The organism is Pseudazoarcus sp. NS36 (genome assembly GCF_059703705.1).
Window position 1 is genome coordinate 25,202 of the sequence record NZ_BAAKJA010000001.1, and the last position, 12,651, is coordinate 37,852.

14 protein-coding genes are annotated in these 12,651 nt (G+C 62.5%); 12 read left to right on the forward strand and 2 right to left on the reverse strand.

Going from position 1 to position 12,651, the window contains the following annotated elements; translation table 11 throughout:
* Positions 1 to 13: 13 nt before the first annotated feature.
* Positions 14 to 544 carry a hypothetical protein gene (locus tag AC6H0R_RS00115; RefSeq protein ID WP_497579310.1) on the reverse strand — a complete coding sequence of 177 codons (531 nt, stop codon included), beginning with the start codon at positions 542 to 544 and terminating at the stop codon, positions 14 to 16.
* Between the two features lie 14 nt (positions 545 to 558).
* On the reverse strand, positions 559 to 1,011 hold the full coding sequence (locus AC6H0R_RS00120; protein ID WP_497579311.1) for an NUDIX hydrolase: 453 nt from the start codon (positions 1,009 to 1,011) through the stop codon (positions 559 to 561).
* A gap of 301 nt (positions 1,012 to 1,312) precedes the next feature.
* Between AC6H0R_RS00120 and AC6H0R_RS00125 the strand changes: the two genes are divergently transcribed.
* The 12 genes from AC6H0R_RS00125 to AC6H0R_RS00180 all read left to right on the forward strand — a co-directional run bounded on the left by AC6H0R_RS00125 (position 1,313) and on the right by AC6H0R_RS00180 (position 12,629).
* Positions 1,313 to 2,677, forward strand: a complete 1,365-nt coding sequence (locus AC6H0R_RS00125) for a Na(+)-translocating NADH-quinone reductase subunit A (protein WP_497579312.1) — start codon at positions 1,313 to 1,315, stop codon at positions 2,675 to 2,677.
* Positions 2,677 to 3,888: an NADH:ubiquinone reductase (Na(+)-transporting) subunit B gene (locus tag AC6H0R_RS00130; RefSeq protein ID WP_497579313.1), complete on the forward strand. Its 1,212-nt coding sequence runs from the start codon at positions 2,677 to 2,679 to the stop codon at positions 3,886 to 3,888. The genes AC6H0R_RS00125 and AC6H0R_RS00130 overlap by 1 nt, the downstream gene beginning before the upstream one ends.
* On the forward strand, positions 3,875 to 4,705 hold the full coding sequence (locus AC6H0R_RS00135) for a Na(+)-translocating NADH-quinone reductase subunit C (RefSeq protein WP_497579314.1): 831 nt from the start codon (positions 3,875 to 3,877) through the stop codon (positions 4,703 to 4,705). Before AC6H0R_RS00130 ends, AC6H0R_RS00135 begins: the two co-directional genes overlap by 14 nt.
* Positions 4,706 to 4,708: 3 nt before the next feature.
* Positions 4,709 to 5,368: an NADH:ubiquinone reductase (Na(+)-transporting) subunit D gene (locus AC6H0R_RS00140; RefSeq protein WP_497579315.1), complete on the forward strand. Its 660-nt coding sequence runs from the start codon at positions 4,709 to 4,711 to the stop codon at positions 5,366 to 5,368.
* Positions 5,368 to 5,976 carry an NADH:ubiquinone reductase (Na(+)-transporting) subunit E gene (gene nqrE / locus AC6H0R_RS00145; RefSeq protein ID WP_497579316.1) on the forward strand — a complete coding sequence of 203 codons (609 nt, stop codon included), beginning with the start codon at positions 5,368 to 5,370 and terminating at the stop codon, positions 5,974 to 5,976. The genes AC6H0R_RS00140 and nqrE overlap by 1 nt, the downstream gene beginning before the upstream one ends.
* 19 nt (positions 5,977 to 5,995) lie before the next feature.
* Complete coding sequence (nqrF, locus tag AC6H0R_RS00150) at positions 5,996 to 7,216, forward strand: NADH:ubiquinone reductase (Na(+)-transporting) subunit F (protein WP_497579317.1); 1,221 nt, start codon at positions 5,996 to 5,998, stop codon at positions 7,214 to 7,216.
* Positions 7,217 to 7,270: 54 nt separating this feature from the next.
* Entirely contained in the window at positions 7,271 to 7,465 is a 195-nt protein-coding gene (gene nqrM / locus AC6H0R_RS00155; RefSeq protein WP_497579318.1) for a (Na+)-NQR maturation NqrM, read from the forward strand.
* 21 nt (positions 7,466 to 7,486) lie between these two features.
* A complete protein-coding gene (locus tag AC6H0R_RS00160) occupies positions 7,487 to 7,882 on the forward strand; it encodes a CBS domain-containing protein (RefSeq protein WP_497579319.1) in 396 nt (131 codons plus the stop codon).
* A gap of 155 nt (positions 7,883 to 8,037) precedes the next feature.
* Complete coding sequence (locus AC6H0R_RS00165; RefSeq protein ID WP_497579320.1) at positions 8,038 to 8,958, forward strand: branched-chain amino acid transaminase; 921 nt, start codon at positions 8,038 to 8,040, stop codon at positions 8,956 to 8,958.
* 16 nt (positions 8,959 to 8,974) lie between these two features.
* Positions 8,975 to 9,934 carry a hydrolase gene (locus tag AC6H0R_RS00170; RefSeq protein WP_497579321.1) on the forward strand — a complete coding sequence of 320 codons (960 nt, stop codon included), beginning with the start codon at positions 8,975 to 8,977 and terminating at the stop codon, positions 9,932 to 9,934.
* A 47-nt stretch (positions 9,935 to 9,981) separates the two neighbouring features.
* Positions 9,982 to 11,364 (forward strand): phosphomannomutase/phosphoglucomutase, encoded by a 1,383-nt coding sequence (locus AC6H0R_RS00175; RefSeq protein ID WP_497579322.1) that lies wholly within the window; start codon positions 9,982 to 9,984, stop codon positions 11,362 to 11,364.
* Between the two features lie 14 nt (positions 11,365 to 11,378).
* Positions 11,379 to 12,629 (forward strand): EAL and HDOD domain-containing protein, encoded by a 1,251-nt coding sequence (locus AC6H0R_RS00180; RefSeq protein ID WP_497579323.1) that lies wholly within the window; start codon positions 11,379 to 11,381, stop codon positions 12,627 to 12,629.
* The last annotated feature ends 22 nt before the right edge of the window (positions 12,630 to 12,651 follow it).

A 12,651-nucleotide genomic window follows, 5' to 3' on the forward strand; every position in this document is an offset into this window, starting at 1 on the left:
TGCAGGATCTCGATCAATGGACATCCGGCCCCTCCCCACGCAACCAATTTTCCAGCGGCAGGATCACGGCCGCCTTGCCGGAGTCGACAAACCAGCTGTCGACAGCATGGCGCGCTCCGCCCTTCTCCTGAATCACCGCGCTCTTGTGCACAAAGTACATCGTGGACGGGCGTTCCGCGGGCGCTCGAACCACATGGAAACGCAGCCATCCGCGCTGCGCCAGCATTTCGAGCAGCGCGGTCGTGGTGATCGCATGGTCGGTACTGTCCATCCGGCCATAAACCCCCTCGTCGAGCAGGTTGCCGCCGCGATCAGCACCTACCGGCGTCTGCCGGCCTGCCTCCGCGTACAGCGCTCCGATCACGGCAGCGATCTGGGCTCGCTCATCCGCAGCATCGCGCGCACGCGCCAGACGGGCGCTCAATGGCGCGAGCGTCGCGTCCGCAAATCGCACAACCGAACGACTCGCGCAGGCATGGTTGAAGCACACCTCGACGCGGCTCTGCGCAAATGCCGGCACGGCAAGCAACACGCCCAGCAGCAATACGGTGATATGCCTCATGCCTGGTACCACATCAGATCAAGCGCATGGCGTCGCCCTGCGCACCAGTCGTCCAGCGAGCGCAGCACCAGCGGACTGCGATGCCGCGCGGCACTCTCGCGCAACTCGGCCTCGCTCATCCATAGCGCCCGTACGATGCCCTCGTCCAGCCGGGCGTCGGGCAAGGCCTCGCCCACCTGGCCGGTGTAGGTAAAGCGCAGATAGCTCACGTCGGTATCCGGCAGACGCCATTGGTAAATTCCCACCAGAGCTTGGGGCACCAACACGTGCCCGGTTTCCTCGCGCGTTTCACGCACCACGGCCTCAAGCAGCGATTCACCCTGGTCGAGATGCCCCGCCGGCTGGTTGAGCCGCAGGCCATTCTGCGTTTCTTCCTCTACCATCAGGAAGCGCCCCTCGCGCTCGATCACCGCAGCCACGGTGACGTTCGGTTTCCACCTGCCGTCCATACCCACATGCTCACGAAAAAGAGCGTGATTCTACAGCCGCCGCGGGGGTGCATGCGAGCCCGCTTATGCTGCACCGCAAGGGCTTTGGCTCAAATTGACCAAGGTCAAGGATAGGCAAACCTTCTACGACAAAAGTGGCATCAACATTTGATGTAATCAGCCCTAGCCAGTAACATTGATACGTTTTGTTCAGCCGACCAAAAACGCATCCAGACGCTGCCGACAGGCATCAGGGAGACTGGAGGCGTAGCAGTATCACTCGGGGTTCAGGTCGGCACCCGACAACCAGGATCAGACCTCTATGCTTATAAAGATCAAGAAAGGCCTGGATCTGCCCATCAGCGGAAAACCCGAGCAGCGCGTGGAAGACGCTCGGGCGGTCAGGCACGTGGCGGTCATCGGCGTCGATTACGTCGATCTCAAGCCCACCATGCACGTGGCGGAAGGTGACAAGGTCAAACTGGGGCAAGCCCTGTTCGAGCACAAGAAGCTGCCGGGCGTGGCCTTTACCGCACCAGGCGCAGGCGAAATCGTCGCGATCAACCGCGGCGCTCGCCGCATGCTGCAGTCCGTGGTCATTCGTCTCGATGACAGCGAAGAAGCCGTGGATTTCACCGCCTGTGCTGCCGACCAGCTGGCTTCACTGACGCACGAGCAAGTGCGCGAGAAGCTGCTCGCCTCAGGTCTGTGGACCGCGTTCAAGACCCGCCCTTTTGGCAAGATTCCGAACCCCGAGACGCGTCCGGCGTCGATCTTCATCACGGCGATCGACACCAACCCGCTCGCGGCTGACCCGCAAGCCATCATCAATGCCGATGCTGAAGCATTCAGCAACGGCCTGACCGTCCTGGGTCACCTTACCGACGGTTCGCTGTGGGTGTGCAAGGCCGATTCGGCCCGCCTCGACGGCGTTACCGACAGCGCCAAGGTGCGCGTCGTCAGCTTTGACGGCCCGCACCCTGCCGGCCTGCCCAGCACTCACATCCACCACCTTGATCCGGTCAGCGCAACCAAGACCGTGTGGCACCTGAACTATCAGGACGTCATCGCCTTCGGCAAGCTGTTCACCACCGGCAAGCTGCCGACCGAACGCGTCATCTCGGTCGCCGGCCCGCGCGCCAAGAACCCGCGTCTGCTGCGCACCCGTCTCGGCGCCAGCCTCGACGAACTGCTCGAAGGTGAAACCTCCGACGGCAGCAACGTTCGCGTGGTCTCGGGCTCGGTGTGGTCCGGTCGGCGCGTCAATGGCTGGTCGGCCTACCTTGGCCGCCACCATCTGCAGGTCAGTGTGCTGCAGGAAGGCACGCCGCGTGAATTCATGGGCTGGCTCAACCCGGCCGGCAGCACCAAGTTCTCGCTGCTCAACGTGATGCTGTCGAGCTTCTCGCGCAACAGTGACCGCGAGTTCGACTTCACATCCTCGCAGAACGGCAGCCCGCGTGCGCTGGTTCCGGTCACGACGTTCGACAACATCGTGCCGCTGGACATCCTCGTGACCCCGCTGCTGCGCTACCTCCTCGTCAGCGACACCGACATGGCCCAGAAATTGGGCTGCCTCGAGCTGGACGAAGAAGACATGGCACTGTGTTCCTTTGTGTGCGTCGGCAAGCACGATTACGCGCCGGTGCTCCGTCAAAACCTTAGCTTGATTGAGAGGGAAGGCTGATGTCAGGCATTCGACGCTTCCTCGACCGGATCGAACCGCAGTTCCATAAAGGCGGCCGATTCGAGAAGTACTACGCAATCTACGAGATGGTGGATACCTTCCTGTATTCGCCGCCCGATACCACGCGTACTGCGCCGCACGTGCGTGACGGCATCGACCTCAAGCGCATGATGAGCTATGTGGTCGTTGCCCTGCTGCCGTGCATCATCTGGAGCTGGTACAACAGCGGCTACCAGGCCAACCTCGCACTGAACGAGCTCGACATCGTTCGCGAAGACTGGCGTGGTGCCCTGCTCGCCTCCTTCGGCATCGGCTTCAGCCCCGACAGCATCTTCGCCAACCTGGTGCACGGCTTCCTGCTGTTCGTACCGATCTACCTGACGACGCTGATCGTCGGCGGTCTGTGGGAAGTGCTGTTCGCCACCGTGCGCAACCACGAAGTGAACGAGGGCTTCCTCGTCACCTCGATGTTGTACACGCTGACGATGCCGCCGGAAATGCCGCTGTGGATGGTCGCACTGGGCATCAGCTTCGGCGTCGTGATCGGCAAGGAGGCCTTCGGTGGCACGGGCAAGAACTTCCTCAACCCCGCACTGACCGGCCGTGCCTTCCTGTACTTCGCCTACCCGGCTGAAATCTCGGGTGACCAGGTGTGGGTGGCCGTCGATGGCTTCTCCTACGCCACCCCGCTGGGTCTGGGTGAGACCGGTGGCATGGCTGCCATCACGGAGAGCGTGAGCTGGACGCAAGCCTTCCTCGGCGTGATGCCGGGTTCGCTGGGCGAAACCTCGACGCTGGCGATCCTGCTCGGCGCGGCGTTCCTGCTCTACACCCGTATTGCCTCGTGGCGCATCATGGCCGGCGTGGTAGCGGGCGTGATCGCGACCTCGCTGCTGTTCAATGCGCTGGCTGGCGACGCCCGCCCGATGATGACCATGCCGTTCTACTGGCACTTCGTGGTTGGCGGTCTGGCTTTCGGTGCCGTGTTCATGGCCACCGATCCGGTCTCCGCTTCGATGACCAACGCCGGTCGCTGGGCCTTCGGCATCCTGATCGGCTTCATGACGGTCGTGATCCGTTGCATCAACCCGGCCTTCCCGGAAGGCATCATGCTGGCGATCCTGTTCGCCAACCTCTTCGCACCACTGATCGACTACGTGGTCATCCAGATGAACATCCGACGGAGGGAGCGCCGCCATGTCAGCGCCTGAGCAAAAATCCGCCGGCGGCCCGCTGGCATCCATCCTCGCCCTGCCCAACGATAGCGGCAAGAAGACGATTTTCATGGCCGTTGCCGTGTGTCTCGTCTGCTCGGTCGTCGTCGCCTCGGCAGCAGTTGGCTTGCGTCCGATCCAGGCTGCAAACCAGGAAGCGGACCGCATTCGCAACATCGTCGATGTTGCCGGTGTAGCCAAACCTGGCCAAACGGCAGCGGAAGCGTTCCGCCAGAACATTGAAGCCCGCCTGATTCAACTTGAGGACGGCTCGGAAAGCGACGCCTTCGATATCTCGACCTTCGATATCGAAAAGGCTTCGAAGGATCCGGCAATGTCCCGCGTGATGCCCAAGTCGGAAGACAAGGCCAACATCAAGCGCCAGCCGACCCACATGCCGGTGTACATCGTCAAGAACGAGGCCGGTGGTGTCGAACGCCTGATCCTGCCGGTGCACGGCGCTGGCCTGTGGTCGACGCTGTACGGTTTCCTCGCACTGGATGCCGACCTCAACACCGTCGGCGGGCTGAAGTTCTACCAGCACGCCGAAACCCCGGGTCTGGGCGGTGAAGTCGACAACCCGAACTGGCGTGCAATCTGGGACGGCAAGATGATCTATGACGATCAAGGCAAGCCCAGCATCCAGCTCGTCAAAGGCTCGGTGGACTCCTCGACGCCTGGTGCCGAACACAAGATCGACGGTCTTGCCGGCGCCACGCTGACCTCGCGCGGTGTCGAGAACCTGATCAACTTCTGGCTCGGTGACGCTGGCTACGGCCCGCTCATCGAACGCCTGCGCAACGAAAGAGGTTAAGCCATGGCCAACGATACGAAGAAAATCCTGACTGGCCCGGTCGTCGACAACAACCCGATCATCCTGCAGGTGCTGGGCATCTGTTCGGCGCTCGCGGTGACGACCAAAATGTCGACCGCCATCACGATGTGCATCGCGCTGACGCTCGTCACGGCCTTTTCGAACCTGCTGATCTCGATGATCCGGAACCACATTCCGGGCAGCATCCGCATCATCATCGAAATGACCATCATCGCCTCGCTGGTGATCCTGGTCGATCAGCTGCTCAAGGCCTTCGCCTTCGGCCTGTCGAAGGAGATGTCGGTGTTCGTGGGTCTGATCATCACGAACTGCATCGTGCTCGGCCGCGCCGAAGCCTTCGCCCTGAAGAACCCGCCGCTGCCCAGCTTCATGGACGGCATCGGCAACGGTCTGGGCTACAGCGCCATCCTGCTTCTGGTCGGCTTCGTGCGCGAACTGTTCGGTTCGGGTTCGCTGTTCGGCGTGCAGATCCTGTCGCTTGCCAAGGACGGTGGCTGGTACGTGCCCAACGGCATGCTGCTGCTGCCGCCCAGCGCCTTCTTCCTGATCGGTCTGATCATCTGGGCCGTGCGTGCTTGGAAGCCCGCACAGGTCGAGAAGCCCGATTTCCAGATCCAGGCTCACCGTGCTGAGGTGTCGTAATGGAAGCTTTGTTCAATCTCTTCATCAGTGCGGTTTTCGTTGAAAACCTGGCACTCGCGTTCTTCCTCGGGATGTGCACTTTCCTCGCCATCTCGAAGCAGATCGGTGCAGCCTTTGGTCTCGGCATTGCAGTGGTGGCCGTTCAGGTGCTCACGGTTCCCGCGAACCACCTGATCTACTACTGGTTGCTGCGTGACGGCGCTCTGGCCTGGGCCGGCCTGCCGGACGTGAATCTGAACTTCCTCGGACTGATCGTGTACATCGGCGTCATCGCCGCCATCGTGCAGATCCTCGAGATGTTCCTCGACAAGTACGTACCGGCGCTCTACAACGCGCTCGGCGTGTACATGCCGCTGATCACGGTGAACTGCGCCATCCTGGGCGGCACCCTGTTCATGGTCGAACGTGACTACAACTTCGCGGAATCCGTGACCTACGGCGTAGGTTCCGGCGTTGGCTGGGCTCTGGCGATCACCGCCCTTGCGGGTATCCGCGAGAAGCTCAAGTACTCCGACATTCCGGCCGGCCTGCAAGGTCTCGGCATCACGTTCATCGCAACCGGTTTGATGTCGCTGGGCTTCATGGCCTTCTCCGGCATCCAGCTCTGACGCGTCGAGGGTTTAACACATGACTGAAATCATTCTCGGTGTCTTCTTCTTCGTCGCGATCGTCATCGTACTGGTGTACGTGATTCTCGCAGCGCGCTCGAAGCTGGTCGCTTCCGGCAACGTGAAGATCACCATCAACAACGAAAAGACCATCGAAGTCCCGGTCGGCGGCAAGCTGCTCGGCGCACTGGCCAATGCCAAGCTGTTTGTTGGCTCGGCCTGCGGCGGCGGCGGCACCTGCGCCCAGTGCAAGGTCAAGGTCTTCGAGGGCGGCGGCGCCATCCTCCCGACCGAAACCGGCCACATCAACAAGCGTCAGGCCCGTGAAGGCGAGCGCCTGTCCTGCCAGGTTGCAGTCAAGCAGGACATGAAGATCGAGGTTCCGGAAGAAGTCTTCGGCGTCAAGAAGTGGAACTGCACGGTGCGTTCCAACGACAACGTCGCCACCTTCATCAAGGAACTGGTGCTTGAGCTGCCTGCCGGCGAAAACGTCGACTTCCGCGCTGGTGGCTACATCCAGATCGAAGCGCCCCCGCACGAAGTCGACTTCAAGAACTTCGACATCGCCGAGCGCTTCCGCGACGACTGGGACCGTTTCAACGTGTGGCAGTACAAGTCCAAGGTCGACGAAGAGACGATCCGCGCCTACTCGATGGCGAACTACCCGGAAGAGCGCGGCATCATCATGCTCAACGTCCGGATCGCCACCCCGCCGCCGCGCGCCGAAGGCGTCCCGCCGGGCAAGATGTCTTCCTTCATCTTCAACCTGAAGGCTGGCGACAAGGTCACCATCTCCGGTCCGTTCGGCGAGTTCTTCGCCCGCGAAACCGAAAACGAGATGGTCTTCGTGGGTGGTGGTGCCGGCATGGCGCCGATGCGTTCGCACATCTTCGACCAGCTGGGTCGCCTCAAGTCCAAGCGCAAGATCAGCTTCTGGTACGGCGCCCGCTCCAAGCGCGAGATGTTCTACGTCAATGACTTCGACACGCTCGCCGCCGAGAACGACAACTTCGTCTGGCATTGCGCGCTGTCGGACCCGCTGCCTGAGGACAACTGGACGGGCTACACGGGCTTCATCCACAATGTTCTCTACGAGAACTACCTCAAGAACCATCCGGCACCGGAGGACTGCGAGTTCTACATGTGCGGACCTCCGATGATGAACGCCGCCGTGATCCAGATGCTGCTCGATCTGGGTGTCGAACGCGAAAACATCATGCTGGACGACTTCGGCGGCTGATGCCGGAACCGCGCCCCGGCCTGTCCGGGGCGCTGCAACCCTCCAGGAGACTGCATGTCCATCTACGTCGTCACTTTCCTGATCATGGTCATTGCCGTGCTTGCCATGGCGGTTGGCGTTCTCGCCGGTCGCAAACCCATTGCCGGCAGCTGTGGTGGTCTTGGCAAGTTCAACATCGAGTGCGTCGCAGGCTGTGACAAGCCCTGCCCCAAGCGCGAAGCCCGCGCTCAGGCAGAACAACAACACTAAAAGAACGCGAAAGGGAGAAACATGCTCAAGTCGCTGCTCGTCAAAGACTACATGTCGGGTGATCCGCTGTCCTTCAAGCCGGACATGGACGTACTCGATGCCATTCACCTGTTGCTCAAGCACGAGATGACTGGCGCCCCGGTCACCGACCAGACCGGTCGCGTAATCGGCTTCCTGTCCGAGAAAGACTGTATCAAGGTAGCTGTAAGCGCCTCGTATCACGAGGAACGCGGCGGTCGCGTCAGCGAATTCATGTCGCCCAACGTCATCACCCTGGAGCCGGACTCCTCGCTGATGGAAGCGGCCGAGATGTTCGTCGTCAGTCCGATTCGCTGCTATCCGGTGGTTCAGGAAGGCAAACTGGTCGGCCAGCTCTCCCGCCGCAACATCCTGAAGGCGCTCGAAAAACTGTGGTGAGATCCTCGCCGCAGCACAGCTGAACACAAGCCGGCCTTGCGCCGGCTTTTTTCATGTCAGCAGCAGGCAACGCAGGCGCGCGATTGCGCTAGAATTCAGGCTTTTCCGCCCCCTTCGGGCGGTTCTGCCCCTGATCCCCGCTGGAGAGTTCGAACATGTCCATGGCCGACCGTGACGGTTTCATCTGGTACGACGGAAAGCTCGTGCCCTGGCGCGATGCAACCACTCACGTACTGACCCATTCGCTGCATTACGGCGTGGCCGTGTTCGAGGGTGTGCGCGCGTACCAGACCGAGCGCGGAACGGCGATCTTCCGTCTGGCAGAGCACACGCAGCGCCTGCTCAACTCCGGCAAGATCTACATGATGAACATCCCCTACAGCCGGGAAGAGCTGATGGAAGCGCAGTGCGAAGTGGTGCGCTCGAACAAGCTGAAGTCGTGCTACCTGCGCCCGATCGCATTCTACGGTTCGGAAAAGATGGGCATTTCCACACGCGGCGCCACGGTGCACGTGTCGGTCGCTGCCTGGCCGTGGGGCGCCTATCTGGGTGAAGACGGCATCGAGAACGGCATCCGCGTGAAGACCTCCTCTTTTGCACGTCACCACGTCAACGTCACCATGCCGCGCGCAAAAGTGGCCAGCACCTACGCCAACTCCATCCTGGCCAACCTCGAAGTCACGGCCCAGGGTTACGACGAAGCCTTGCTGCTCGACACCCAGGGTTTCGTTGCCGAAGGTGCCGGCGAAAATCTGTTCGTGATCAAGGACGGCAAGATCTATGAGCCCGAGATCGCTTCGGCACTGACCGGCATCACGCGCGATTCGGTCATCAACATCGCCCGCGAGTTCGGTCTCGAGGTACATTCCCGCCGCCTGACCCGCGACGACATCTATATCGCCGACGAAGCCTTCTTCACCGGCACGGCGGCCGAAGTCACGCCGATCCGCGAACTCGACGACCGCATCATCGGCAACGGCAGCCGCGGACCGATCACGCAGAAAATCCAGGCTCGCTATTTCGACATCGTCAACGGCCGTGCGCCCGAGTACGACCACTGGCTGACCTACGTCTGAGGATTCACTGCGCGCTGTGCCAAACCGCCTGAACACTCCATGGTGGCTGGCCGGCGCGCACCTGCAGACGATCTATCCCCTGCTCCGCAAGCCTGCTGCACTGCCGTTGCAGCGCGAACGGCTTGAAACGCCCGATGGCGATTTCATCGATTGTGACTGGCTCCGTGGCGCACCCGAGAACGCGCCGCTGGTCATTCTTTTCCACGGCCTCGAAGGCTCCAGCAATTCCCACTACGCACGCAGTCTGATGCACGCCCTGCGGCAACGCGGCTGGCGCGGTGTGGTGCCGCACTTTCGCGGCTGCTCGGGTGAGGCCAACCGACTGGCGCGCGCCTATCACTCCGGTGACAGCACCGAGATCGGCTGGATCATCGAGCAACTGTACGCCCGCACACATGGCGCACCCCTGTTTGCCGTGGGCGTATCACTGGGCGGCAACGCCCTGCTCAAATGGCTCGGGGAGCAGGAGCACACTGCCCGGCAGCGGCTTGCCGCAGCCATGGCCATCTGCCCACCGCTCGACCTGACCGTGTCCGGCCATGCGCTCGCGCGGGGCTTTAACCGCGTCTATACACGCCACTTCCTCGATACGCTCAAGCCCAAGGCGCTCGCAAAGCTGGAACGCTTTCCGGCCCTCTTCGACCGGCAGCGCATGATTGCGGCACGCACGCTGTACGACTTCGACGATGTGTATACCGGCCCGATCCATGGCTTCCTGGGAGCCGACGACTACTGGCGGCGCGCCTCGGCCCGCCCCTGGTTGCGCGGCATCGCCGTGCCGACCTTGCTGCTGACGGCCGCCAACGATCCCTTCGTACCCCCTGCCGCGTTACCAACCGTGACGGAATGCGCTGTGCACTTGCAGCATCATCACACTGATTCCGGCGGGCACGTAGGCTTCGTCACTGGCGCCTTCCCCGGAAGCCTCGCCTGGCTTGGGTTACGCGCGCTCGATTTTTTCGGGCGTACTTCCTAAGCGCAGGCCATCTGCGATTATCATTTCCACTTCCGCAAAGGCGCCCCATGACCTACCTCTTGCCTGCCCCTGAAATCTTCAAAGCCTACGATATCCGGGGGATTGTCGACCGGAGTCTCACCTCAGCATCCGTCAAGGCCATCGGACACGCGCTTGGCTCCGAAGCCGTTGCGCGCGGCCAGCAGGCCATCGCCATCGGGCGCGACGGCAGGCTGTCCGGCCCTGAGCTGGCCGGAGCGCTCGCCGACGGCATCCGCGCTGCCGGCGTCGATGTCATTGATGTCGGCGCCGTTTCCACGCCGCTCACCTACTTCGCTGCGCACCACCTGGGCGTGCACTCCTGCGTCAGCGTCACCGGCAGCCACAACCCGCCCGATTACAACGGCCTGAAGATGGTGCTCGGAGGTAAGACCCTGCACGGCGAACTGATCCAGGACCTGCGCCGCCGCATCGCCGAAGATGACCTGACCCACGGCAACGGCGCCTTCTCGCGTGCCGAGGTGGGCACGGCCTACATCGAACGCGTGCTGTCGGACGTCAAGCTCGCGCGACCGATGAAGATCGTCGTCGACTGCGGCAACGGCATCGCCGGCGCAACGGCGCCGCAACTGCTGCGCGGTCTGGGCTGCGAGCTGATCGAGTTGTTCTGCGACGTCGACGGCACCTTCCCGAACCACCACCCGGACCCGTCCAAACCCGAGAACCTTCAGGACGTCATCACAGCCCTGCGCAACTCGGATGCCGAGCTCGGCCTCGCCTTCGACGGTGACGGCGACCGCCTGGGTGTAGTCACCCGTGATGGCCAGATCATCTACCCCGACCGCCAGCTCATGCTGTTCGCCGCCGACGTACTGTCGCGCGTGCCGGGCGGCGAGATCATCTACGACGTCAAATGCACCCGCCTGCTCGACAGCTGGATCCGCCAGCACGGGGGCAAGCCGACCATGTGGAATACCGGTCACGCGCTGATCAAGGGCAAGCTGGCCGAAACCGGCGCACCGCTGGCCGGCGAGATGAGCGGCCACGTGTTCTTCAAGGAGCGCTGGTACGGCTTCGACGATGGGCTGTACGCCGCAGCGCGCCTGCTCGAAATCCTCTCCCGCCACGACGACCCCGGCGCGGTGCTGACTGCACTGCCGGACGCCTTGAGCACGCCGGAGCTGAATATCCGCATGGAGGAAGGCGAGCCCTTCGAGCTGGTGAGACGTCTGCGTGAGAACGCCCGATTCGACGGTTCCGAGCGCATCATCACGCTGGACGGCGTGCGCGTTGAGTACCCCGACGGTTTCGGTCTGGCACGCGCATCCAACACCACACCGGTTGTCGTCCTGCGTTTCGAAGCCGATGACCACGCAGCCCTGCATCGCATCCAGGCCGGTTTCCGCACGGCCCTGGAAGCCGCCTGGCCTGGCCTGACCCTGCCTTTCTGACCGGAACAAGACGCGTGGACGACGATCTCAACGACGAAATTTTCCTCGGCCGACAACCGATCCTCGATCTGCGCCAGCGCCTGTTCGCCTACGAACTGCTGTTCCGCAACGGCCGACTCGATTTCGCGAAAATCGAAGACAACGTCCAGGCCACCGCCACGGTCATCGTCAACACCTTCAACGGTCTGGGCGTGGAAGCTGCGCTCGGTGACCGGCGCGGCTTCATCAATGTCGACGAGGCCTTTCTGTTCAGCGATACGCTCGAATTGCTGCCGCCCCAGGCCGTCGTGCTCGAAATCCTCGAAACCGTGCCGGCTTCGGCCACGGTCATCGAACGCTGCCGCGAACTGCAGGCGGCCGGCTATACGCTCGCCCTCGACGACGTCACGCAGGTGCGACCCGACTACCAGGCACTCGTCGAGCTGGTCGACATCATCAAGGTCGATGTCACCCCACTCAACCGCGAAGAGCTCGCCAGCCTGGCGGCGAGACTGGTTCCGCTGGGCAAGCAACTGCTGGCGGAAAAGGTCGAATCACAGGAAGACGTCGATTTCTGCAGCGAGCTCGGCTTCACGCTGTTTCAGGGTTATTTCTTCGCGCGCCCTTCCGTCATCGCCGGCAAGCGTGTCGACTATGCGCGGCTGACGCTGGTGAGGCTGCTCGGCATGGCCATCGCCGAGGCTGAAACGGCCGAGCTCGAGAACGAGCTCAAGCACGAACCCGCGCTGGTCGTGAAGCTGCTGCGCATGATCAATTCGGCTGGCTCGGGCAACACCACGCGCATCACCTCGCTGCGGCATGCCATTACCCTGCTCGGCCGGCGTCAGTTGCAGCGCTGGCTGCAATTGCTGATCTTCGCCTCGGGCGGCAGCGCCGGTCAGGGCAACCCGCTGCTGATGATGGCCGCCGCACGCGGCCACATGATGGAGCTGCTCGCCGCGCAGATCGATCCGGCCGATCACGCACTGGTCGACCACGCCTTCATGGTCGGCGTCATTTCACTGATGCCTGCCGTGTTCGGCGTACTCATCGACGAGATCGTTGCCCCACTGAATCTTCCCGACCCGGTACAGGACGCCCTTTGCGGTCGCAAGGGCTGCCTCGGCAAGCTGCTCGACCTGGCCGAGAGCAGCGAGGGTGAAGAGCTTGCCGGCATCGCCGCGATCATGGCCGAACTGGGTATTCGCGCCGACGTGCTGAATGAGGCTCAAACCCGCGCCATGTCATGGGCGGCGCGCGTCGATGACGAAAACGGGGCGGTCTGAGCCGCCCCGTTCTTTCACTCCG